Origin of the sequence: Paenibacillus sp. UNC496MF (genome assembly GCF_900113915.1) — a bacterium.
GTDB classification, from domain to species: Bacteria; Bacillota; Bacilli; order Paenibacillales; family Paenibacillaceae; genus Paenibacillus_Z; species Paenibacillus_Z artemisiicola.
Genome location: NZ_FORE01000005.1, coordinates 264,085 through 287,101, shown reverse-complemented (window position 1 = coordinate 287,101; position 23,017 = coordinate 264,085). Strand labels below are relative to the sequence as shown.

Sequence of the window (23,017 nt, the reverse complement as noted above, 5' to 3'; positions counted from 1 at the left end):
CAATGGCTGCGACTTCTCGCGTGCTCGTCGTCGACGACTCCGCCTTTATGCGAAAAATTATTTGCGATCTGATCGGAAGCGATCCCCGGTTCGCGATCGCCGGCACGGCAAACGACGGCCGCGACGCGATCGAAGCCGTGCGCCGGCTGAAGCCGGACATCGTCACGATGGATTTGGAGATGCCGGTCATGAACGGCTTGGAAGCGGTGGAGCGCATCATGCGCATGCATCCCGTTCCGATCGTCATGATGTCCAGCGTCAGCGACGACGGCACGCGGGAGACGATCAAAGCGCTGCAGAACGGCGCGTTCGATTTCATCCGCAAGCCGTCCGGCCCGCTGTCGCCCGACATCCGGCGCGTCGGCGAGCAGCTGTTGGAGAAGCTGCGCATCGCCGCCATCACGAGGCGCCATTCGAAATGGTATGCGGCGGACCGGCCGGGCGACGGAGCCCGTAGCGCGCCGAAGCAGCCGGGGTTCATCCCGCCTCGGCCGCTGGCAAGGCCGAAGCTTGACGAGGACAGTCCTGCCGCCAAAGGCAGAACACCCGCGCCGTCCGCGAAAACCGAACCCGCGGGCGAGGAGCATGCGGCGCGCCACACCGTGACCGAACCGGCTGCCGAAGCGGTCAAGACGCATCCCGCCGCCGTCGAGACGCCGGAACAGGCAAGGCGCAAGCCTCAGCCGACCGAGGCGTTCCGGCATCTCGTGGCGATCGGCACGTCGACGGGCGGCCCGCGGGCGCTTCACGAGGTCATCTCGGCGCTGCCGGAGGATTTCCCGGCGCCCGTGCTCGTCGTGCAGCATATGCCGCCCAAATTCACCCGGTCGCTAGCGCAGCGGCTGGACGCCTTCAGCGCCCTGCGCGTCCGGGAGGCCGCGCAGGGCGAACGGATCTGCGCCGGCGTGGTCTACATCGCGCCCGGCGGGCACCATCTGACGCTGGCGAAGGACGGCGGCGGCTATCGCGTCTTGCTGACCGGCGACGCGCCGCGCGGCGGTCATCGCCCGTCCGTCGACGCGCTGTTCGAATCGTGCGCGCGCTTCCCCGAACTGAAGCGGCATGCCGTGCTCATGACGGGCATGGGCACCGACGGGGCGAAGGGCATGCAGCATCTGAACGAAAGCGGCGCGGAGACGGCGATCGCGGAATCCGAAGAAACCTGCGTCGTGTACGGCATGCCCCGCGCGGCCGTGGAAGCCGGGGCCGCGAAGGACGTGCTTCCGCTGAAGGACATCGCGCCGGCGCTCGTGCGCGCCGTGCGGCGCTAAACCGGCTATTCGTGTGGCAACTATTCATTCAGGAGGTGCAAGGACATGGACATGAACGCCTACTTATCGATGTTTATAGACGAATCGAACGATCACCTGCAGGCGCTTAACGAAAATCTGTTGAAGCTGGAAGGCGCGCCCGACGACATCGGGATCGTTCAGATCATCTTCCGTTCCGCGCACACGCTCAAAGGCATGTCGGCGACGATGGGCTTCGAAGACCTCGCCTCGCTTACCCACGAGATGGAGAACGTGCTCGATCTCGTGCGCAACCACAAGCTCGCGATGGACGATTTTATTTTCGATACCTTGTTCAAGGGCTTGGACGCGTTGGAGTCGATGGTGCAGGACATCACGGGCGGGGGCACCGGCAAAGCGGACGTCACGTCCATCGTGGCGTCGCTGCAGGCGATCGTGAAGGGCGATTACAAGACGGGCGGCGCGGCGTCCTCGCAGGCGGGCGCGGGGATGGCGGACGACGGCGGCGCGCTGGACCAATTCCAAAGCTCCATCCTGCTGCAGTCGATTGAAGCGGGCATGTCGGTCTACCACGTCGCGGTGACGGTTCGCGAGGATTGCGTGCTGAAGGCGGCGCGCGCCTACATGGTGTTCAATTTCCTGGAACGGAACGGCGAAATCGTGAAGTCGGCGCCGAGCGCGCAGGACATCGAGCAGGAGAAGTTCGACCGGACCTTCACCGTGTTCACGATCGCGAGCCTTCCGGAGGAGGACCTTCGCAAAGGGATAGAAGCGGTATCGGAGATCGAAAGCGCCGCGATCACGCAGCTGGATCAAGAATCGCTGCGGCAGCTCGGCGGCGCTTCCGTGCAAGGGGCGCCGACGGCGTCCGCGTCCATCGCGCAAGAAGCGGTCGCCGCGGCGATCGCCCAGACCGCCGCGGCCGCGGCTCCGGCAGCACCGGCCGCTCCGCGCGCCGCCGCGCCGGCGGCAGCCGCCGGCGGCACCGTCGGCAAGACGATCCGCGTGGACATCGAACGCCTCGATTCGTTGATGAACCTCTTCAGCGAGCTGCTGATCGACCGCGTCCGCCTCGAGCAGCTGGCGAGCGAAATCCGCCGCAACGAACTGACCGAAACCGTCGAGCATATGTCCCGCGTCAGCAGCGATTTGCAGAACATCGTCCTGAAGCTGCGGATGGTGCCGGTGGAGTCGGTCTTTAACCGGTTCCCCCGCATGGTGCGCGACTTGGCCAAGTCGCTCGACAAGAAGGTCGAGCTTGTCGTGAGCGGCGCGGACACGGAGCTCGACCGGACCGTCATCGACGAGATCGGCGACCCGCTCGTCCATCTGCTGCGCAACTCCCTCGACCACGGGATCGAATCCATCGCGGACCGCGTCGCCGCCGGCAAGCCCGAGACGGGCACCGTTCATCTGCGCGCGTACCACAGCGGCAACCACGTCTTCATCGAGGTCGAAGAAGACGGCCGCGGCATCAACGCGGAGAAGGTCAAACAGACCGCGATCAAGAACGGCGTCGTCGACGCCGAAGCGGCGAAGCGGCTGACCGAGAGCGAGATCAACATGCTGATCTTCGCCGCGGGCTTCAGCACCGCGGACAAAATCTCGGACATTTCCGGCCGCGGCGTCGGGCTGGACGTCGTGAAGTCGAAGATCGAATCGCTCGGCGGGCATGTGAGCGTGGAGTCGGCGCAAGGCCGGGGCACGAAATTTTCGATCCAGCTGCCGCTCACGCTGTCGATTATTTCCGCCATGCTCGTGAAGCTGGGCACCGAGAAATACGCCATTCCGCTCTCGTCGATCGTCGAGACCGCCATCGTGCCGCGGGAGCAAATCCGCAAGATTCACGGCAACCGAATGATCGACTACCGGGGCTCGGTCATTCCGCTCATCTCGCTCGCGCAGGTACTGGACTGCCGCTCGTTCCCCGAAGAGGAGGAGCAGGAGACGGAGGTTATCGTCATCCGCAAGGGGAATAAGGTCGGCGCGGTGACCGTGGACGAATTCATCGGGCAGAGCGAAATCGTGCTCAAGACGCTCGGAGGCTATCTGACCAACATCGAAGCGATATCCGGCGCGACGATCTTGGGCGACGGCCAAGTCGCGCTGATCGTCGATCCGAACGCGCTCATCAAATAAAGGAGGGGTTACGTATGGGGGAAGAAGTGAAAGTGATCGTGTTTGGATTGGCGAACGAGGAATACGGCATCGAAGTGGATAAAGTGCGCACGATCGAGCGGATGATGCCGATCGCGCGCGTGCCCAAAACGTTCGCGTTCGTCAAAGGCGTCATCAATCTGCGGGGCGTCGTCATTCCCGTCATCGACCTGCGCGGCCGGTTCGGCCTGGAGGAGACGGAGCCGACGGAAAGCTCGCGGATCATCATCGTGGCGGTGAACGAGCTGGAGGTCGGATTCATCGTCGATGCCGCAAACGACGTCATCGATATCGATGCCGACACGATCGACACGCCTCCCGAGGTCGTCGGCGGCGTCAAGGCGAAGTATTTGCGCGGCGTGGCGAAGGTCGGCGACGATCGGCTGCTCATCATGCTCAACCTGGCGGAAGTGCTGAACAAGAGCGAGATCATCCAGCTCGAGCAGCAAGAGGCGTAACGCGTGAATCCGTTAAACCGCCTGGAAGCGTTCAAGCTCGACGTGCTGAAGGAAGTGGGCAACATCGGAGCGGGCAACGCCGCGACCGCGCTGTCCCGCCTGCTGGACAAGCCCGTCGACATGAAAGTACCGACCGTCAGCTTACTCCCGTTCGAGCAAATCGCCGATAAGGTCGGCGGGTTCGAGCAGGTGGTCATTGCCGTGTTCTTGCGCGTGGAGGGCGACGCGCCGGGCAACATGTTTTTCCTGATCGACGAGGAATCCGCCAAGAAGCTGCTGCGCAACCTGCTCGCCATGGACGTGCAGGACGAAGGGTACTCGGAGATGGAATTTTCCGCATTGAGCGAAATCGGCAATATTTTGGCCGGGTCGTACCTGTCGTCGCTCGCGGATTTCACGCGCTTGTACTTGTCGCCGACCGTCCCCGCGATCGCGGTCGACATGGCCGGCGCGATTCTCAGTTACGGCCTCGTGCAATACGGAGACATGGGCGACTCCGCGCTTCTCATCGATACGACCTTCTTGGAGGACAAGGAAGCGCTCGCGGGCCGCTTCTTCCTCATTCCGGATCCGGAGTCGTTCGAGCGGATTTTCAATGCCTTGGGAGTGCCGACCGAATGATCCGCGAGAACGTCGTGAAAGTCGGCATGGCGGATTTGAAAGTCGCGGCCGGCGGCGCCGTCCTGAAAACGACCGGTCTCGGTTCGTGCGTCGGCCTGACCTTGTACGACGAACGCGCCAAGATCGCCGGGATGGCGCACGTCATGCTGCCGACTTCCGAGATCGCGCGGGAAGCACCGATCAACGTCGCCAAATACGCGGATACGTCGATCCCCCGTCTGATCGAGCTGATGCGGACGGAAGGGGCCGTGCCGCGCAGGTTCGTGGCCAAGATGGCCGGCGGCGCCCAAATGTTCGCGTTCCATGCAAGCAGCGACGCCATGCGGATCGGTCCGCGGAACGTGGAATCCTGCAGGCTGATGCTGGAGCGCTTCGACATTCCGCTGCTATCGGAGGATACGGGGGCGAATTACGGACGGACGATCGAGTTCAACAGCCTGAACGGCATGTTGACCATACGCAGCGTTCAGCAAGGAGTAAAGGAGATTTAGCAATGATCGGTTCATGGCGCTGGAACATTACGCTCGGCCTAAGCGGAAGCTTGTTGACGCTCCTTTTTTCGATCGGCGATAACGGACCGGCCATTACCGGCCTTCGTTGCCTGTACGCGTTTATCGTTTTTTTCGCGCTGGCGTTTCTGGTTCGCGCCGCGTTGGCGATTATTTTGAAGCCTCGGCCGGAGGCGGCCATGCGGCATGCCGCCGCGGCCGAGGAACAGCCCAAAGGGCAGGCGATCGATTATTCGACGCCGGATCAGGGCGAAGAGCTGCGCGAGCTGCTCCATTATCAAACGAATGGAAACGTAACGCCGGAGTCAAGCCAACCATCGGACTTTAAACCGCTGTCGCCTCCAAAATTGGTTTCTACGCAAAACAAGGAGCCCGAAGAATTGGCAAAAGCAATACGTCACCTAACAGGAGGGTGAGACGATGATTGAGCCGAAAGCGCCTCATTTGTCGAACATCGAGATCTGGCGCAAGTGGAAAGAAGACGGGGACATCGAAGCCAAGAAACGGTTGATCGAGCAATACTTGTCCTTGGTCGACTACGTCAGCAACCGGATGGCCATCGGGCTTCCCAAGAACGTATCGAAAGACGATCTGGCCAGCAACGGCGTCATGGGCTTGATCGACGCCATCGAAAAATTCGATTACAGAAGAGGTCTTCAATTCGAGACGTACGCGTCCTGGCGGATTCGCGGGGCGATCATCGACGGCCTTCGCCAGGGCGACTGGGTTCCGCGCTCCGTGCGCGAGAAGGCGAAGCGGATTGAGGAAGCTTATCAGATATTGGAGCAGCAGTACATGCGCTCCGTGGAAGACGCGGAAATAAGCGGCTACCTGAACGTGACGGTGAAGGAATTCGGCGTCATGCTGCAGGAAATCGCCGTCACGACGGTATGCTCGCTGGAAGATCCGATCCGCGACGAGGAGTCGGAAACCCGTCTGTCGCTCCTCGTGGACGAGAAAGCCAAAAATCCGGATTACAAGGTGCATGAGTTTTTCCTGAAGGAGTCCCTCGTCCGGGGGATCGACCGGCTGACCGAGAAGGAGCGGACCGTCATCTCGCTCTTCTACTACGAAGAGCTGTCGCTCAGCGAAATCGCGGAGGTCATGTCGCTTTCGCCTTCGCGCATCTCGCAGCTTCACTCCAAGGCGATTCTGCGGCTTCGGGGCGCGCTGGAGAAACAGAAGGATCAGCTCATGCAGCACTAACCGATCGAGGGAGGGGCAGTCGTGACGACGGCCGAACAAATGCAAAAATACGTGGTCGTGCAGCAGTCGCCCGATAAATTGACTGCGTTCGTGCAATTCAACGTGGCGGACGAAACGTTCTCCTGTACGGCTTCGCAGCTGGAAGAATATTTGATGAGCCATGGCGTCAAGCATGGCGTGCTGCGGAACGTGCTGGACGACATCGCCGCGGTGCCGAGCCGTTACTATTACAAGCAAACGGTCGTCGCGGAGGGAGAAGCGGCGTCGAACGGCAAGGACGGCTATATCCGGTTTTCCTATGACATGGACGAGGAAGGCTACCGCCCCGTCGAGCTGGAAGGCGGCAAGGTCGACTTCAAGGAAGTGACGCAGCTGAAGAACGTGAAGCGGGGCCAGCTCGTCGCGGAGAAAGTCGGGGCCACGCCCGGCAAAGATGGGGTGGCGGTCACGGGCGAGCCGATCGCCGGCCGCAACGGCAAGGAAGCGTACTTCAAGCTCGGGAAGAACGTCGTGCTCAATCCCGAACAAACGGCGCTCTACGCCGCCATCGACGGGTTGGTCTCGTTGACCGACAAGTCCAAAATCAACGTGTTTCCGGTGTACGAGGTCAACGGGGACGTCGACTACAAAATCGGCAATATCGATTTCGTCGGGACGGTCGTCGTTCGCGGAAACGTGCTGGCGGGTTTTAAGATCAAAGCTTCCGGTGATATTCGGGTCGTCGGCGGCGTCGAAGGCGCCGTGCTCGAAACGGACGGGTCCGTCGAAATCACCGGCGGCGTGCTGGCGAGCGGCAAAGGGCTGATCAAAGCCGGCAAAAACGTGAAATGCTCTTTCATTCAGGAAGGCAACGTCATCGCGGCGGAGGACGTGCTCGTCTCGCAAAGCATCATGCATTCCCAAGTCCGCGCGGGCCGCAGCGTGCAGTGTACCGGCGCCAAAGGCCTCGTCGTCGGGGGAAGCATCCAAGCCGGCGAACGCGTCGTCGCGCGAACGATCGGCAACACGATGTCGACCGCGACCGTCATCGAAGTCGGCGTCCGCCCGGAGCTGCGGAGCGAGCTGCTGGAGCGGCGCACGCAACTCCGGGCGCTGAACGAGAGCCTGGACAAGACGGAGAAGGCACTGGCGCTGCTCGATCAGCTTGCGGCCGCGGGCACGCTGTCCAACGACAAGCTGGCGATGCGGATCAAGCTGACGTCGACGAAGCGGGCGGCGCTCGAGGAAATCGCGGACAACAAGGACCGGCTGCTGGAAATCGAACGATCCCTCGAAGATACCGACAGCGCGAAGGTGGATGTGGTCAACGTCATCTACGGCGGCACCAAAATCGTGATCGGCCGCAATACGCGCTTCGTCAAGGATGCGGCGCAGCGCATTTCGTTCCGTTATTCCGAAGGCGACGTCACGATGGCTCCTTATAGGTAAAGCATCGAGGTGCGGCCGCAAGCGGCGATTCGTTCGCGTCCGCATCGAAAGGAGGACCGCGCATGCCGTACAGGCCGATCGACCTTCAAGTATCCGTGCCGCGCACGCCCGAAACCGCCTCGCAGCAAAGCCAAATGAACCATCGGCCGGCGCTGGAGCAAGCGCTGCTGGAGAAGGACGCGGCCAAGACGACGGAGGAGCGGCGCAGCCGCAACGCGGAAGTCGAACAGACCGGCAACCGCGGCATCTCGTCGAAGCGCGACCGGGATTCCCGTTCCGCTGCAAAGCGGAGCGCCCGGCAAAACCCGGGACAAGCGGGGCAAGAACGCAAGGACGAGCGCGATGAACCGCCGCATCCGTACAAGGGCAAGCATATCGACGTGTCGACATGAAGCATCATAACCATAATTGCAGGTGATTCGAAATGGAACCGTGGCAAACCATCATGCTCCTCGGAGGCATCGCCATCGTTTGCGCAGCCGTGCTTCCCCGCAGGAGCGCCGGCGGAAGCGCGCGAGGCGGCGCGGAAGACCGCGACCGGACCATGCGCGGCATGGAAACCGCGCTGGAGCAGTTCATGGAGAACATGGAGGCGGACAATCGGGAAATCGCGGATCTGGTCGGCAAATCGGCGCAAGAAGCGCAGGCGATGGCGGCGAAACGGGACGAGCGGCTTGAACGGCTCGAGACGCGCTGCGCCGAGCTCGAAGCGGCGCTGTCCGAGCTGCTGCGAACGCAGACGGAAAGCAAGACGATGCCGGCTCTATATAATGTAGGGACACAGCCGGAGGCGCCTGCGCTTTCGGCGGCCGAGCCTTCGATTCCGGCCGCAGCGGGCTTGCGGGAAGCGGCGTTCTTGGCTGCGGACGGCGCCGAAGACGATACTCGGACGGACTCGATTCGCGGCCGGTACTCGGAGCTGTTCGAGCTCCATTCGGCCGGCAAGTCCATCGAGGCGATCGCGAAGAAGCTGGGACGCCACAAAGGAGAAGTCCAGCTGATCCTTCAACTGGCGAAGCAAGAGGAGGCGGCGCGATGAACAGGCGGACGTTTCTGTTCGGACTCGGCGTCGGCATCATCTTGGGTGCCGGATTGCTGCAGTTGATGCTGATCGGCGAGAAGCAGGCCGAAGGCTTGAACGCGCTGCCGGAGACGAAGGCCGAGATCAAGACGTATTCGCAAGCGGATCTCGATAAGGCCATCGCGGACGAGCGCGAGCGCGTTCGCGCCGAGCTTCAGCCCAAGACGGCGACGGATAACGCCGAGCCGTCGGCCGCGCCGGGCAAGGCGGCGGATAAGCCGGCAGCCGGCGCCGAGGACGGGAAGGCCGGGAAGCCGTCGGCATCGGCCGGGGAAGACAAGGCGGCCGAGCCGGCCCGAACGATCGTGCGCATCCCGCCGAACGCGAGCGTATCGGAGACGGCGGAGCTGCTTGCCGACCGCGGCATCATCGCCGACAAGCAGGCTTTCATCGACCTGATGCGATCGAACACGATTCGCGCGGGCTATTTTTCGTTTCAGGGCAAACCGACCCTTCAGCAAGTGCGCGGCATCGTGACGGGCCAGCCTCTCGATCCCGAAACGGCCAAGCGCGAACTGGATCAAAGCGGAAATGACGCCGTGTTGAAAACGGCGTCGAATTGCCGTCAAATGCGGTTGCATGGCCCCATCCGGATATGGTATAGTAGTTGACGGTGTTAAAAACACACGCCGATTAATTTTGCCATTGGTGCTTCGGCCCGGTCGAAGTGATGGCGGAAAATGAGATCGGCGGAGGAAAACAAAAAACCATTTAACAGGAGGTGTTGAAGAGATGGCGGTTATTTCCATGAAACAGCTTCTTGAAGCTGGGGTACACTTCGGTCACCAAACTCGTCGCTGGAACCCGAAAATGGATCGTTATATCTTCACGGAACGTAACGGGATTTACATTATCGATTTGCAAAAAACGGTAAAGAAAGTCGAAGAGGCTTACAACTTCGTTCGCTCGATCGGCGAGCAAGGCGGCACGATTCTCTTCGTCGGCACGAAAAAACAAGCACAGGATTCGGTTAAGGAAGAAGCGGAACGTTGCGGCAACTTCTACATCAACCAGCGTTGGCTGGGCGGCACGCTGACGAACTTCCAAACGATCCAAAAACGTATCGATCGTCTGAAAACGATTGACAAATGGGAAGAAGACGGCACGTTCAACGTGCTTCCGAAGAAAGAAGTCATCCTTCTCCGCAAAGAGAAAGATCGTCTCGAAAAATTCCTCGGCGGCATCAAAGGCATGCGTTCCCTGCCTAGCGCCCTCTTCGTCATCGACCCTCGCAAAGAGCGTATCGCGGTTGCCGAAGCGCGCAAGCTGGGTATCCCGATCGTCGGCATCGTAGACACGAACTGCGATCCGGACGAGATCGATTACGTCATCCCGGGTAACGACGATGCAATCCGCGCAGTAAAATTGCTGACGGCGAAAATGGCCGACGCAATCGTTGAATCTCGCCAAGGCGAAGTCACGACTGCTTAATATTCATTGACGAACCGACTAGAAAGGGTGGTCAGAAGGTGCATAACCTCTCACCGCCCTTTTTTTAAAGTCAAACCTTATCCAATTTTCAGGAGGTCACGAACGATGGCGGTAAGTGCGAGTGCAGTAAAAGAATTGCGTGAAAGAACGGGCGCGGGCATGCTGGAATGCAAAAAAGCGCTGGACGAAACGAACGGCGACATCGCGAAAGCGATCGACCTGCTTCGCGAGAAAGGTCTGTCCGCGGCGGCGAACAAAGCGGGCCGCGTAGCGACGGAAGGCACGGTCGAGTCTTACATTCACGCAGGCGGCCGCATCGGCGTGCTCGTCGAAATCAACTGCGAAACGGATTTCGTCGGCAAAACCGATCAATTCCGCGAATTCGCGCGCGACATCGCGATGCAAATCGCGGCGGCTAGCCCGAAATTCGTCAGCCGCGAAGAAGTGCCGGCCGATGAGCTGGAAAAAGAGCGCGAAATTCTGAAGGCGCAAGCCCTCAACGAAGGCAAGCCGGAAAAAATCGTCGAAAAGATGGTTGAAGGCCGCATCAGCAAATACTATGAAGAGTACTGCCTGCTTGAGCAAGCGTTCATCAAAGATCCGGACAAAACGATTCACACGCTGCTTAAAGAAAAAATCAGCACGATCGGCGAAAACATCTCGATCCGTCGCTTCGTTCGTTATGAACTCGGCGAAGGCTTGGAGAAAAAAGAAGACAACTTCGTTGCCGAAGTTATGTCTCAAGCCAAATTGTAATCCGAACGCACAGGCGGGGCGGGGCGTTCGCCCCGCCGTTTTTTCTACTTACCGACCGCTGCGCGATAAGCAGCATTCATTTCGAGTATGCGGCCTTAAGACAAGGTCCAAGATGGAGGTAAACCACGTTGCAAAGTCCCGTGTACAAACGTATCGTGCTGAAGGTGAGCGGGGAATCGCTCTCGGGTAACAATGGGTACGGAATCGAATCCTCCATGATTTCTTCGATCGCCGAGCAGGTCAAAGAAGTTGTGGAACTTAACGTTGAAGTGGCGATCGTCGTCGGCGGCGGAAACATCTGGCGCGGCATCGCGGGCTCGGCAAAAGGCATCGACCGCGCGACGGCCGATTACATGGGAATGCTTGCCACGGTTATGAATTCTCTCGCGCTGCAGGACGCGCTCGAACAAATCGACGTGCCGACTCGCGTGCAAACCTCGATCGCGATGCAGCAAATCGCGGAACCTTATATTCGCCGACGGGCGATTCGTCACCTGGAAAAGGGGCGCGTCGTTATTTTCGCGGCCGGCACGGGAAATCCGTACTTCTCGACGGACACTACTGCCGCATTGCGCGCAGCTGAAATAGAAGCCGAAGTCATTTTGATGGCTAAAAATAAAGTGGACGGCGTCTATTCCGCCGATCCGTTCAAGGACGCTTCCGCGGAGAAATTCGAGACGCTGACGTATCTGGAAGTGCTCAACCGCAATTTGGGCGTCATGGACTCCACGGCGTCGTCGCTCTGCATGGACAACGACATTCCGCTCGTCGTATTCTCCATTACGGAAGCCGGAAACATTAAGCGCGTCGTGCTGGGCGAAAAAATCGGAACTATCGTGATGAAAGGGAGTGCGTCCTAGTGCCGCAAACCATTAAGAAGAACGCCGAAGAACGGATGGACAAAGCGATCGCCGCGCTGAAGCGCGATCTGTCGACGCTCCGCGCCGGACGCGCGACGCCGGCTCTGCTGGACCGTCTGCAAGTCGAATATTACGGCGCCCTGACGCCGGTCAACCAATTGGCGAACATCAACACGCCGGATTCCCGCACGCTGCTCATCCAGCCATGGGATAAATCCTCGCTAGGCGCTATCGAGAAAGCGATCATGAAATCCGATCTCGGTTTGACGCCTTCGAACGACGGCTCCACGATTCGCATCGGCATTCCGATGCTGACGGAAGAGCGCCGCAGCGAGCTGGTCAAGATGACGAAGAAATTCGGCGAAGAAGCGAAGGTTGCCATCCGCAACATCCGCCGCGACGCGAACGACGACATCAAGAAGCTCGAGAAGACGGATATTTCCGAAGATGAATCCCGCCGCCACCAGGACGACATCCAAAAAACGACGGACAAATTCATTGCCGAAGTGGAAAAAGTGCTCGCCGCCAAAGAGAAGGACATCATGGAAGTATAATAATGCGTACCGGCCCCTCCGAATGGTGGGGTTTGTTGCATAAATCGACGCTAGCGGCGGGAGGACGAGCATGTTACAGCGATTGAAGGCCTTGTTTGGCAAAACGTCCGCGGCGCCGCTGCAGACGTTGGAATCGGATAACATCCCGCAGCATATCGCGATCATCATGGACGGCAACGGCAGGTGGGCGAAGCGCCGCGGCCTGCCGCGCATGGCCGGCCACCATTCCGGGATGAAAGCGGTCAAGCGGATCACGATGGCCGCGGATCGGGTAGGCGTCAAATATTTAACGCTATATGCGTTTTCGACGGAAAACTGGAAGCGGCCGAAGGCGGAAGTCGAATTCTTGATGAAGCTGCCCCAGGAGTTCCTGGCCATGGAGATCAAGGATCTCATGGAGAAGAACGTGCGAATCCGCATCATGGGCTACAAAGAGGATTTGCCCTCCCACACCTTGAAAGCCGTCGAGGACGCCGTCGCCCTGACGTCGGGCAATACCGGTCTGGTCCTAACGTTCGCGCTGAACTACGGCAGCCGGAAAGAAATGATCGAGGCCATGAAAAGCATCGGCCGCGATATCCGGGACGGCAAGCTGGACCCGGACGAAATCGACGTGCCGGATATGGAAAGCCGCCTGCTGTCGACGGGCCTTCCGGATCCGGATTTGCTCATTCGCACGAGCGGCGAACTGCGCCTCAGCAATTTCATGCTTTGGCAGCTCGCTTACAGCGAAATGTGGTTTACGGACGTCTACTGGCCCGAGTTTTCGGATCAGCACTTCTATGAGGCGGTCCGCGAATACCAACGGAGAGCCCGCCGATACGGCGGATTGTAACGAGGCTGGACTGGAGAGTGTCATACGCGTGAAACAACGCATTATTTCGGGCGTGCTTGCCGGCGCCGCATTTGTGATACTGACCGTGCTGGGCGGATGGTATTTCTTTGCACTTCTACTTTTTCTGACGATCGTCGGGATGATGGAATACATCCGGATGAACGGCGTGTCGATGAAGCATCCGCTGGCCTGGCTCGCGATGGCAGGTACGCTGCTGCTTTTCTTGCCGTGGGACGACTTCGGCCTGCGTCAGCCGGCAGCCTTACATATGATTTGGATGTTGATGTTTATTCTGCTCAGCGTGACCGTGCTTACCAAGAACGAAGTGACGATCGACGGAGCGGCGCTCATGCTGCTCGGCGCGCTCTACATCGGATACGGCTTTCATGCGATGTACGAGGTCCGCGGCGGCGAATCGCACGGACTCATGACGACGATCATGGCGTTTTTCGCCATATGGGCATCGGACGCCGGCGCGTATTTTACGGGCAAAGCGATCGGCAAAAACAAGCTGTGGCCGGCGATCAGCCCGAACAAAACGATCGAAGGATCTCTCGGCGGCGTCGTGCTTGCCTTGCTGATCGCCTTGGCGTTCGCGTGGATGTATCCGGACGAGATCGGCATCGGCCGCGCGATCATGATCGGATTGGTGGCGGCCGTGGCCGGACAGCTCGGCGACTTGATCCAATCCGCGTACAAACGGGTGCGCGGCATCAAGGATTCGGGCACGCTGCTGCCGGGGCACGGCGGCGTGCTCGACCGCTGCGACAGCTGGCTGATCGTGTTTCCGCTGCTCATCATGACGAATTTGCTGCCGCTGTAAGGCGCTCGGGGAGGCCAATAGATTGAAAAAACTAACGATTCTCGGCTCGACGGGCTCGATCGGGACCCAAACGCTGGACATCGTCGGGCGCGAACCGGACCGCTACCGGATCGAAGGGCTAGCGGCGGGCAGCAATGTGGATTTGCTGGTGCGGCAAGCGCGGCAGTTCCGTCCGAAGACCGTTTGCCTGTCGTCCAAAGCGCTGGCGGACGAAGCCAGACCGCACCTGCCGGCCGGCACGAAGGCGGTGTTCGGCGACGAAGGCTTGGTCCAGATCGCGGCCGAGACGGATGCGGATACGGTCATGACCGCGATCGTGGGCAGCCGCGGGCTGCCGGCGACGCTGGCCGCGATCGACGCGGGCAAGTCGATCGCGCTCGCCAATAAAGAAACGCTCGTGACGGCGGGGCACTTAGTCATGCGCCGCGCGGCGGAACGGGGCGTGGCGATATTGCCGGTGGATAGCGAACATTCGGCGATTTTCCAATGCCTGAACGGCGAACGGCGCCAAGATATCCAGCGCATCACGCTGACCGCTTCGGGCGGTTCGTTCCGGGATCGGACCCGCGCAGAGCTTCACGGGGTTACCGTCGCGGAGGCGCTCAGCCACCCTAACTGGTCGATGGGCGCGAAAGTGACCATCGATTCGGCCACGATGGCCAATAAAGGGCTGGAGGTCATCGAAGCGCACTGGCTGTTCGACTTGCCGTACGACCGCATCGAGGTGCTGATCCATCCGGAGAGCATCATCCATTCGTACGTCGAGTTCGTCGATCGCAGCGTCGTCGCGCAGCTTGGGCTTCCCGACATGCGGGTGCCGATTCAGTACGCGCTGACGTATCCCGAGCGCCGGGTATCGCCCGTGGAGCCGCTGGATCTCGCGAAGCTGTCCGCGCTGCACTTCCGGACCATGGACTTCGACCGTTATCCGTGCCTGAGCTTCGCGTACGAGAGCGGCCGGGCCGGGAAGTCGGTTCCGACGGTATTCAACGCGGCCAACGAAACGGCAGTAGCCCGGTTCCTGAACGGCGAAATCACCTTTTTGCAAATCGAAGACGTCATCGCGTCCGTGCTGGATCGGCACGAGATCGTCGAGGTTCCCGATGTAACGGCGATCGCCGAAGTCGATGCCTGGGCTCGCCGGACGGCGGCAAGCATCTGACCGGGGGTTCTCTTGTATCGAACGGGAGAATAATGATAATCTAAGTACAGGCCGTTACGAACAGGAGGCTCGAGAGCGATGCACACGATACAAGTCGTCTTTTTGACGGTAATGGTCTTCTTCGTCATCGTGACCATACACGAATGGGGTCACTTTTACTTTGCGAAGCGCGCGGGGATATTGGTGAGGGAGTTCGCCATCGGCTTCGGGCCGAAGCTGTTTTCCATCAAGCGCGGCGAGACGCGCTACACGCTGCGTCTCGTGCCGGCAGGCGGGTTCGTCCGCATGGCCGGGGAAGATCCGGAACTGATCGAGATTCAGCCGGGGCAGACCATCGCCGTTCGCGTCAAGGACGGCAAGGTGTCCCGTATTTATTTGGACCGGCTCGACGACCGCACGAACGTCGTTCGCGGCGAGGTCGAATCGATCGATATCGAGAACAAGCTGAAGCTGGCGCTCAACGCGGACGGAGTGACGGAGTCGTTCGACATCCATCCGCAAGCGCTCATGATCGCGAAAGGCAAGGAGACGCAGATCGCGCCGCTCGACCGCCAATACGGCAGCAAGACCGTCGGCCAGCGCGCGCTTGCGATCGTTGCGGGGCCCGTCATGAACTTTATCCTGGCTTTCGTGCTGTTCGGCGTTTACTTCCAGATGGCGGGCGTGCCGATGGAGAATCCCGACCGGCTGTTGATCGGCGACGTCGTGGCCGGCATGCCGGCGTCCAAGGCCGACATCAAGGTCGGCGACGTCATCGATTCCGTCAACGGCGTCAAGATCGGGGCCGATTCCGAGAAAATGATCGATTTGATCAGCAAATCGCCCAACGTGCCTTTGACCTTCACCGTCGTTCGCGAGGGCAAGACGATCACGTCCAAAATCACGCCGAAGCCCGACGACACCGGCGCCGGCAAGCTCGGCATCACTGCCGCGGTACCTTCGCGCTCGGTCAAGTTCGGCGAGACGTTCAAGTACGCGGGCCAAGCGATGAAGAACATGACGATCATGATTTTCGAAGGCTTCAAAAACTTGATCATCGGCAATTTCAAGCTCGACGATCTCGGCGGTCCCGTCCGGACGGCCCAGGTGACGAGTCAAATCGCCTCGCAGGGGATTACCCAGTTGACGTCGTGGGTGGCTATTTTGAGTTTGTATTTGGGGATATTCAACCTGCTGCCGATCCCGGCGCTCGACGGAAGCCGTTTGCTCTTCCTCGGCCTGGAGGCGGTTCGCGGACGACCGGTCGATCCGAACCGCGAGAGCATGGTCCATTTCATCGGCTTCGCGATGCTCATGCTGCTGATGCTGGCCGTCACGTATAACGATATTTTGCGCTTGGTAAGAGGGGAGCACTAGTCGGTCATGTCGAAGGATAAACAATTCGTAACGGAAATTACGCCGCAGAGCGAGGATTTTTCGCGCTGGTACATCGATGTCATCAAGAAAGCGGAGCTCATGGATTATTCGCCCGTCCGCGGCTGCATCGTGTTCCGGCCGGAAGGATTCGAAATTTGGGAGCATATGCGCGACGAGCTGGACCGGCGCTTTAAGGAAACGGGCCACCGCAACGCGTACTTCCCGATGTTCATCCCGGAAAGCTTCTTCTTGAAAGAGAAGGAACACGTCGAGGGCTTCAATCCGGAGCTGCCGTGGGTTACCGAGGCGGGCGGCGAGAAACTCGAGGAACGGCTCGCGATCCGTCCGACGTCGGAGACGATCATCGGCCACATGTATTCGAAATGGATTCAGTCCTACCGCGACCTGCCGGTCCTGATCAATCAATGGGCGAACGTCGTCCGTTGGGAGAAGCGGACGCTGCCGTTCCTGCGCACGACGGAGTTCCTTTGGCAGGAAGGGCATACGGCGCACGAGCTCGAATCGGAAGCGCGCGAGGAAACGAACCGGATGCTCGAAATTTACCGCGACTTCTGCGAGAACTTCTTGGCGATCCCGGTCATCATGGGCCAAAAGACGCCATCCGAGCGCTTCGCCGGCGCGGTCGACACGTATTCGATCGAGGCGATGATGAAGGACGGACGAGCCGTGCAGGCGGGCACGTCCCACTACTTGGGCAACAAGTTCGCGGTGGCGTTCGATATCAAGTACTTGGACCGCGAGAACACGCAGCAGTTCGTACATACGACCTCGTGGGGCGTATCGACCCGTCTGATGGGCGCCATGATCATGGTGCATGGCGACGACCGCGGCCTCGTGCTGCCGCCGAAAGTCGCGCCGACGCAGGTCGTCATGATTCCGATCGGACCGCCGAAGACCCGCGAGCAAGTGGTCGCGCGCGTGGACGAGCTCTACGCCGAGCTGAAGCGCGCCGGCATCCGCGTCAAAGTCGACGACCGGACGGACATGAGCCCGGGCTGGAAGTTCAACGAATACGAGATGCGCGGCGTGCCGGTTCGTCTCGAGCTCGGTCCGCGCGACATGGAGAACGGACAAGTCGTGCTCGTCTCCCGCATCTCCGGCGAGAAGCGGATCGTGCAGCAAAGCAGCTTGAAGGAAGAAATTGAACGTATGCTCGCGGACATCCACCGTGATATGTTTGAACGCGCGAGGCAATTCCGGGCGGAGCATTCGTATTCGGTCGAGACGCTCGACGAGATGAAGGCCTTGTTCGAAGAGCAGCGCGGCTTCGTGCTGGCGGGCTGGTGCGGATCCGAAGCGTGCGAACGGCAAGTGAAGGAAGAGACGGGCGCTACGAGCCGGAACATTCCGTTCGAGCCGGCGGAGCGGAAGCCGACCTGTCTGGTATGCGGAGAGAAGGCGGAGCATTCCGTCGTATTTGCTCGGGCCTATTGATTTTGGGGGAGGGCAATATGAACCAAACCGGGGAAAAACGGCAGCGGTTCGAACTGCTGATGAAGCAGGCGGACCTGCCGCAGCAAATCGCGAATGAACATTTTGGCGATGGGCATATAGACAAAGTGATCGTAAGCCGGAGTAACCGGGAATGGACGTTTTGCATCAGCAAAACGTCCTTGGTTCCTTTACCGGCTTTTGGCGTTTTTTGCAGGACGATTCAAGGGAAATTCTCGCATATCGCGAAGGTTTCCTTCCAGTTCCTCTACGGCGAAGAGGTGCCGCGGGACGAGCTGATTCACGAATATTGGCCGGCCTTCGTGGAATGGCTGCAGCACAGCAACGCGTCCATCAACGGCTGGATGAGCAAGGCGCGCATCGAGACGGACGGCGAGCTCGTCACGCTGTACATGATGGACGACATGGGCCTGCAAATGGCAAAGAAAAAAGGCATCGACGAGCTGGCGGCGGGCTTTTACCGCGATCAGTTCGCGGCCGACATTCGCGTCAAGCTGAAGGTCGCGGATTCGAAGCAGGAGATTTACGAGGCGTTCGAGCAGAAACGTCAGCAGGAAGAACGCGACGTCATCGAGCAGATGATGACCGCGTCGATTCCGGAAGCGCCGCCGGCCGATGAAGGCGACGTCCGGCTCGTGGTCGGCTACGACATCCGCGAGGAAGCCGTGCCGATCATGAATATTCTCGAAGAGGAGAAGAAAATCGCCGTGCAGGGCACGGTGTTCGGCCTCGAGGAGAAAGAGCTGCGCAACGGCAGCACGCTGTTCACGTTCAACGTCACGGACTTCACCGATTCCATCGCGATGAAGATGTTCGCCAAGACGAAGGACGACGTGAAGGTGCTAAAGCAGCTCGCGAACGGCAAGTGGATCAAGGCGCGCGGCCGCGTGGAGTACGACCGGTTCATGATGGAGCCCGAGCTCGTCATGATGCCGTCCGACCTGCACGAGGTCGTCGCGCCGAAGGAGAAGAAGGACGAAGCGGAAGAGAAGCGCGTCGAGTTTCACCTTCATACGACGATGAGCACGATGGACGCGGTGACGCCGGTCGACGTTTACATCAAACAAGCCGCCAAATGGGGGCACAAGGCGATCGCGATTACGGATCACGGCAACGTGCAATGCTTCCCCGAGGCGGCGAAGGCCGGGAAAAAGAACGACGTCCAAGTGCTGTACGGGCTCGAAGCGAACGTCGTCAACGACGCCGTGCCGATGGTCATGAACGCGCGCGAGGAGCCGATGGCGGCGGCCGTGTACGTGGTCTTCGACATCGAGACCACCGGTCTGTCGGTCGTGAACAACCGAATCATCGAACTCGCGGGCGTCAAGATGCAGGAGGGCAAGGAAATCGAACGTTTCTCGACGTTCATCAACCCGCACGAGCATATACCGTACAACATCCAGCAGCTGACGAACATTACGAACGAAATGGTCGCGGACGCGCCGGAGCTGGAGCCGAAAATCCGCGAGTTCGTCGAATTCATCGGCGACGCGGTGCTGGTGGCGCACAACGCGCGGTTCGATATGGGTTTCATCCAGGCCGCCTGCAAGCTCTACGGGATGCCGGAAGTGACGAATCCCGTGCTCGATACGCTGGAGCTGGCCCGCTTCCTGCATCCATCGATGAAGAACCATCGGCTGGGCACGCTGGCGGACAAATACAAAATCAGTCTCGAGAACGCCCACCGCGCCATCGACGACTCCATCGCGCTCGGCGGCGTGCTGTTCGGGCTCATCGGCGATGCGGCGGCCCGCAACATAACGGGCTTGCATATGCTGAACGACTACGTCGGGCTGGACCTGTCCAACTCGCGGCCGTTCCACTGCTGCATCTACGCGCTGAACGCGGTCGGCAAAAAGAACTTATTCAAATTGATTTCTATCTCCCACACGAAACACTTCAAACGCGTCGCCGTCATCCCGAAGAGCAAGCTGACCGAGCTTCGCGAAGGGCTGCTCATCATCTCGGGCTGCGAGAAAGGCGAGTTTTTCGAAGCGGTGCTGAACAAGTCGGTGGAAGAGGCCGAGGAAACCGCGCGCTACTACGACGTGCTGGAAGTTCAGCCGGTAACGTTCTACATGCATCTCGTGGAGAAGGGCTTCGTCGCGAGCCGTGCCGAGATCGAGCAGGCTTTGCGGCGCGTGTGCGAAATCGGCGACAGGCTGGGCAAGCCGGTCATCGCGACCGGGAACGTGCACTACTTGAAGGAACGCGACAAAATGTTCCGGGACATTACGATTCACGGCATCACCGGCTTCAGCCCGCTGAAGGACATTACGAAGCCGGACGCGCATTTCCGGACGACCAAAGAAATGCTGGACGAATTCAAGTTCCTCGGCGAAGCGAAGGCGTACGAAGTCGTCGTGAAAAACACGAACGAGCTCGCCGACCGGTTCGAGAAATTCGACCTGTTCCCGTCCAAGCTGTTCGTGCCGATCATGGAAGGCGCGGACGAGGAAATGCGCGCCACGTGCTACGAGACGGCGAAACGGCTCTACGGCGATCCCATCCCGGAGGTCGTCGTACAGCGGCTCGAGAAAGAACTCGTGCCGATCACGAAAGCCGGCTTCTCCGCGAACTATCTCATCTCCGAGCGGCTCGTGAAGAAGTCCAACGCGGACGGCTATCTCGTCGGCTCCCGGGGTTCGGTCGGCTCGTCCGTCGTCGCGACGTTCCTCGGCATCTCCGAGGTTAACCCGCTGCCGGCGCATTATCTGTGCCTGAACGAAGCGTGCAAGTACAGCGAATGGTTCCTCGACGGCAGCTATCCGAGCGGCTTCGATCTGCCGGACAAGCCGTGCCCGAATTGCGGCAAGCCGCTGAAGGGCGAAGGCCAGGACATTCCGTTCGAGACGTTCCTCGGCTTCAAAGGCGACAAGGTGCCCGATATCGACTTGAACTTCTCGGGCGAATACCAGGCGACGGCGCATAATTTCACCAAAATCATGTTCGGCGAGAAAGCCGTGTACCGCGCGGGCACGATCGGCACGGTCGCCGAGAAGACGGCATACGGCTTCGCCAAGAAGTACGAGGAAGAGAAGGGCAAGAAGTGGCGCGGCGCGGAGCTGTCCCGGCTTGCGGCCGGCTGTACCGGCGTCAAGCGCAGCACCGGCCAGCACCCCGGCGGCATCGTCGTCGTGCCGGATTACATCGACGTGGAAGACGTGACGCCCGTGCAGTATCCGGCGGACGACTTGAACGCCGAATGGCAGACGACGCATTTCGATTACCACGCCTTCGAGGAAAATTTGCTGAAGCTCGATATTCTCGGGCACGACGATCCGACCATGATGCGCATGCTGCAGGACTTGACCGGCGTCGATCCGACGACGATTCCGATGAACGATCCGAAGGTCATGAGCATGTTCAGCTCCACGGAAGCGCTCGGCGTCATGCCGGAGAAGATCCGCTCGTCCGTCGCCACCTACGGCGTCCCGGAGATGGGCACGAAATTCGTGCGGCAGATGCTCGAGGAGACGAAGCCGTCGACCTTCGCGGATTTGCTGCAAATTTCGGGACTGTCCCACGGTACGGGCGTTTGGCTCGGCAACGCGCAGGAGCTGATCAAGAACCGGACCTGCACGATCAAGACGGTGATCGGCTGCCGCGACGACATCATGCTGTACCTGATCTACAAGGCCGGCATGGACGCGGGGCTCGCCTTCAAAATCACCGAGAGCGTGCGGAAGGGCCGGGGGCTCACGCCGGAGTGGATCGAGGAAATGAAGAACTGCAAGGTCCCGCAATGGTACATTGATTCCTGCCTCAAAATCGAGTACATGTTCCCGAAAGCCCACGCGGCGGCCTACGTCATATCCGCCGTGCGGACGGCCTTCTTCAAGCTCTATTATCCGATCTATTATTACGCGACGTACTTCTCGATCCGGGCCGAGGACTTCGACCTGGACCTGCTGTGCCAAGGCTACGAGGCCATCCTGAAGCGGATTATCGAGATCGAGCAAAAAGGGTTCAGCGCCACGCCGAAAGAAAAGAACAGCATCTCGCTGCTCGAAATGGCGCTCGAAATGACGGCGCGGGGCTTCTCCTTCAAGCCCGTGGACCTTTACCGCTCCGAGGCGACGCGCTTCATCGTCGAAGGCAATTCGCTCATTCCGCCGTTCGGGGCCATCAGCGGCATCGGCGAGAACGCCGCCCGCAACATCGCGGCGGCCCGGGACTTCGGCGAGTTCCTTTCGATCGAAGACTTCCAGCAGAAGTCGAAAGCCACGAAGACGATCGTCGAAGTGCTGACGGGCATGGGCTGTTTCCGCGGCCTGCCGGAATCCAATCAGCTGTCGCTGTTTTAAAAGCGGCAAGCGGGAAGCGGCGTCTCGGCGCATGACGGCCCGCACCGTATTGTCACGGATTCGTGATTATGGTATAATCTTTCTGGTAATGCTGATGATACGACTTTTTCGCAGAAGAGTGGGGAAACCCACTCTTTACGTTTTGTCTGCACCTTTTTACCCGTACGAATGACAGCGAGATTCTCCTTCGTAAGCGAGACGACCGAAAAATTAACGGACAGCGCGCCTATCCGACGACGACAGGCTGCAATGGGAGGTACAACGTTTTTGAGCACACCTAAAATCAAAAGCGCCGTCGAGGACATGGTCAAACCGTTTCTTGACGAACATGGATTTGAACTCGTGGACGTGGAATACGTGAAAGAGGGAAGCAATTGGTTCCTTCGCGTCTACGTCGACAAAGAAGGCGGCATCGACATCGACGAATGCGGCCGGATCAGCGAATATTTAAGCGAGCGGCTCGATGCGAACGACCCGATTCCGGAAGCTTATTTCCTCGAGGTCTCGTCTCCGGGAGCGGAACGTCCGCTGAAGAAGCCGGAGGACGTCGCCAAGTCCGTAGGCAAGCATGTGTTCGTGACCACGTATGAGCCGATCGGCGGCTTGAAAGAGTTCGAGGGTACGCTCGCGTCCTTCGACGGCGAAGAAGTCGTGATCGAGATCGGCAAAAAGAAGCATGCCATTCCGTACGCGAAAGTGGCAAGCGCGCGTTTGGCCATCCTCTTCTGATTGACGGAAGAGGCGGCTTTA

22 protein-coding genes are annotated in these 23,017 nt (G+C 59.8%); all 22 read left to right on the top strand.

The window, feature by feature from the left end; translation table 11 throughout:
* Positions 1-2: 2 nt before the first annotated feature.
* The 22 genes from BMZ79_RS06105 to rimP all read left to right on the top strand — a co-directional run bounded on the left by BMZ79_RS06105 (position 3) and on the right by rimP (position 22,996).
* On the top strand, positions 3-1,271 hold the full coding sequence (locus tag BMZ79_RS06105; protein ID WP_090637601.1) for a protein-glutamate methylesterase/protein-glutamine glutaminase: 1,269 nt from the start codon (positions 3-5) through the stop codon (positions 1,269-1,271).
* A gap of 45 nt (positions 1,272-1,316) precedes the next feature.
* The gene (locus tag BMZ79_RS06100) at positions 1,317-3,389 is read left to right on the top strand and encodes a chemotaxis protein CheA (protein ID WP_090637599.1); all 2,073 of its coding nucleotides are present in this window, start codon (positions 1,317-1,319) and stop codon (positions 3,387-3,389) included.
* 14 nt (positions 3,390-3,403) lie between these two features.
* Positions 3,404-3,865: a chemotaxis protein CheW gene (locus BMZ79_RS06095; protein ID WP_090637597.1), complete on the top strand. Its 462-nt coding sequence runs from the start codon at positions 3,404-3,406 to the stop codon at positions 3,863-3,865.
* A 3-nt stretch (positions 3,866-3,868) separates the two neighbouring features.
* Positions 3,869-4,486 (top strand): chemotaxis protein CheC, encoded by a 618-nt coding sequence (locus BMZ79_RS06090; RefSeq protein WP_090637596.1) that lies wholly within the window; start codon positions 3,869-3,871, stop codon positions 4,484-4,486.
* Entirely contained in the window at positions 4,483-4,977 is a 495-nt protein-coding gene (locus BMZ79_RS06085) for a chemotaxis protein CheD (protein ID WP_090637594.1), read from the top strand. The genes BMZ79_RS06090 and BMZ79_RS06085 overlap by 4 nt, the downstream gene beginning before the upstream one ends.
* A 50-nt stretch (positions 4,978-5,027) precedes the next feature.
* Positions 5,028-5,411: a hypothetical protein gene (locus tag BMZ79_RS06080; RefSeq protein WP_218154663.1), complete on the top strand. Its 384-nt coding sequence runs from the start codon at positions 5,028-5,030 to the stop codon at positions 5,409-5,411.
* Positions 5,412-5,415: 4 nt separating this feature from the next.
* On the top strand, positions 5,416-6,201 hold the full coding sequence (locus tag BMZ79_RS06075) for a FliA/WhiG family RNA polymerase sigma factor (RefSeq protein WP_090637590.1): 786 nt from the start codon (positions 5,416-5,418) through the stop codon (positions 6,199-6,201).
* 39 nt (positions 6,202-6,240) lie between these two features.
* Complete coding sequence (locus BMZ79_RS06070; RefSeq protein WP_090638721.1) at positions 6,241-7,629, top strand: DUF342 domain-containing protein; 1,389 nt, start codon at positions 6,241-6,243, stop codon at positions 7,627-7,629.
* A gap of 62 nt (positions 7,630-7,691) precedes the next feature.
* Positions 7,692-8,021, top strand: a complete 330-nt coding sequence (locus BMZ79_RS06065; protein WP_090637588.1) for a hypothetical protein — start codon at positions 7,692-7,694, stop codon at positions 8,019-8,021.
* A gap of 32 nt (positions 8,022-8,053) precedes the next feature.
* Positions 8,054-8,668 carry a hypothetical protein gene (locus BMZ79_RS06060; protein WP_090637586.1) on the top strand — a complete coding sequence of 205 codons (615 nt, stop codon included), beginning with the start codon at positions 8,054-8,056 and terminating at the stop codon, positions 8,666-8,668.
* The gene (locus BMZ79_RS06055; RefSeq protein ID WP_090637584.1) at positions 8,665-9,321 is read left to right on the top strand and encodes a hypothetical protein; all 657 of its coding nucleotides are present in this window, start codon (positions 8,665-8,667) and stop codon (positions 9,319-9,321) included. Before BMZ79_RS06060 ends, BMZ79_RS06055 begins: the two co-directional genes overlap by 4 nt.
* A 121-nt stretch (positions 9,322-9,442) precedes the next feature.
* Positions 9,443-10,141 (top strand): 30S ribosomal protein S2, encoded by a 699-nt coding sequence (gene rpsB / locus BMZ79_RS06050; protein WP_090637582.1) that lies wholly within the window; start codon positions 9,443-9,445, stop codon positions 10,139-10,141.
* 105 nt (positions 10,142-10,246) lie between these two features.
* Positions 10,247-10,897: a translation elongation factor Ts gene (gene tsf, locus BMZ79_RS06045; protein WP_090637580.1), complete on the top strand. Its 651-nt coding sequence runs from the start codon at positions 10,247-10,249 to the stop codon at positions 10,895-10,897.
* 128 nt (positions 10,898-11,025) lie between these two features.
* Positions 11,026-11,757: a UMP kinase gene (gene pyrH, locus BMZ79_RS06040; RefSeq protein ID WP_090637578.1), complete on the top strand. Its 732-nt coding sequence runs from the start codon at positions 11,026-11,028 to the stop codon at positions 11,755-11,757.
* Entirely contained in the window at positions 11,757-12,311 is a 555-nt protein-coding gene (gene frr, locus BMZ79_RS06035; RefSeq protein ID WP_090637576.1) for a ribosome recycling factor, read from the top strand. The genes pyrH and frr overlap by 1 nt, the downstream gene beginning before the upstream one ends.
* A 70-nt stretch (positions 12,312-12,381) precedes the next feature.
* Entirely contained in the window at positions 12,382-13,146 is a 765-nt protein-coding gene (locus BMZ79_RS06030) for an isoprenyl transferase (protein ID WP_090637574.1), read from the top strand.
* A gap of 28 nt (positions 13,147-13,174) precedes the next feature.
* A complete protein-coding gene (locus BMZ79_RS06025) occupies positions 13,175-13,969 on the top strand; it encodes a phosphatidate cytidylyltransferase (protein ID WP_090637572.1) in 795 nt (264 codons plus the stop codon).
* A gap of 22 nt (positions 13,970-13,991) precedes the next feature.
* Complete coding sequence (locus BMZ79_RS06020; RefSeq protein ID WP_090637570.1) at positions 13,992-15,131, top strand: 1-deoxy-D-xylulose-5-phosphate reductoisomerase; 1,140 nt, start codon at positions 13,992-13,994, stop codon at positions 15,129-15,131.
* A gap of 78 nt (positions 15,132-15,209) precedes the next feature.
* Positions 15,210-16,487: an RIP metalloprotease RseP gene (gene rseP / locus BMZ79_RS06015; protein ID WP_090637568.1), complete on the top strand. Its 1,278-nt coding sequence runs from the start codon at positions 15,210-15,212 to the stop codon at positions 16,485-16,487.
* Positions 16,488-16,493: 6 nt separating this feature from the next.
* Positions 16,494-17,942 carry a proline--tRNA ligase gene (proS, locus tag BMZ79_RS06010; protein WP_090637566.1) on the top strand — a complete coding sequence of 483 codons (1,449 nt, stop codon included), beginning with the start codon at positions 16,494-16,496 and terminating at the stop codon, positions 17,940-17,942.
* A 17-nt stretch (positions 17,943-17,959) separates the two neighbouring features.
* Positions 17,960-22,267, top strand: coding sequence for a PolC-type DNA polymerase III (locus tag BMZ79_RS06005; RefSeq protein ID WP_090638719.1), 4,308 nt, complete (start codon positions 17,960-17,962; stop codon positions 22,265-22,267).
* Positions 22,268-22,534: 267 nt separating this feature from the next.
* Positions 22,535-22,996 (top strand): ribosome maturation factor RimP, encoded by a 462-nt coding sequence (gene rimP, locus BMZ79_RS06000; protein ID WP_090637564.1) that lies wholly within the window; start codon positions 22,535-22,537, stop codon positions 22,994-22,996.
* Positions 22,997-23,017 lie beyond the last annotated feature (21 nt).

Excerpts from the sequence above, each read along its gene's own strand:
- BMZ79_RS06105 (WP_090637601.1), top strand. The coding sequence starts at position 3 with ATGGCTGCGACTTCTCGCGTGCTCGTCGTCGACGACTCCGCCTTTATG.
- BMZ79_RS06100 (WP_090637599.1), top strand. The coding sequence starts at position 1,317 with ATGGACATGAACGCCTACTTATCGATGTTTATAGACGAATCGAACGAT.
- BMZ79_RS06095 (WP_090637597.1), top strand. The coding sequence starts at position 3,404 with ATGGGGGAAGAAGTGAAAGTGATCGTGTTTGGATTGGCGAACGAGGAA.
- BMZ79_RS06085 (WP_090637594.1), top strand. The coding sequence starts at position 4,483 with ATGATCCGCGAGAACGTCGTGAAAGTCGGCATGGCGGATTTGAAAGTC.
- BMZ79_RS06075 (WP_090637590.1), top strand. The coding sequence starts at position 5,416 with ATGATTGAGCCGAAAGCGCCTCATTTGTCGAACATCGAGATCTGGCGC.
- BMZ79_RS06070 (WP_090638721.1), top strand. The coding sequence starts at position 6,241 with ATGCAAAAATACGTGGTCGTGCAGCAGTCGCCCGATAAATTGACTGCG.
- BMZ79_RS06065 (WP_090637588.1), top strand. The coding sequence starts at position 7,692 with ATGCCGTACAGGCCGATCGACCTTCAAGTATCCGTGCCGCGCACGCCC.
- BMZ79_RS06060 (WP_090637586.1), top strand. The coding sequence starts at position 8,054 with ATGGAACCGTGGCAAACCATCATGCTCCTCGGAGGCATCGCCATCGTT.
- BMZ79_RS06055 (WP_090637584.1), top strand. The coding sequence starts at position 8,665 with ATGAACAGGCGGACGTTTCTGTTCGGACTCGGCGTCGGCATCATCTTG.
- rpsB (WP_090637582.1), top strand. The coding sequence starts at position 9,443 with ATGGCGGTTATTTCCATGAAACAGCTTCTTGAAGCTGGGGTACACTTC.
- tsf (WP_090637580.1), top strand. The coding sequence starts at position 10,247 with ATGGCGGTAAGTGCGAGTGCAGTAAAAGAATTGCGTGAAAGAACGGGC.
- BMZ79_RS06030 (WP_090637574.1), top strand. The coding sequence starts at position 12,382 with ATGTTACAGCGATTGAAGGCCTTGTTTGGCAAAACGTCCGCGGCGCCG.
- rseP (WP_090637568.1), top strand. The coding sequence starts at position 15,210 with ATGCACACGATACAAGTCGTCTTTTTGACGGTAATGGTCTTCTTCGTC.
- proS (WP_090637566.1), top strand. The coding sequence starts at position 16,494 with ATGTCGAAGGATAAACAATTCGTAACGGAAATTACGCCGCAGAGCGAG.
- BMZ79_RS06005 (WP_090638719.1), top strand. The coding sequence starts at position 17,960 with ATGAACCAAACCGGGGAAAAACGGCAGCGGTTCGAACTGCTGATGAAG.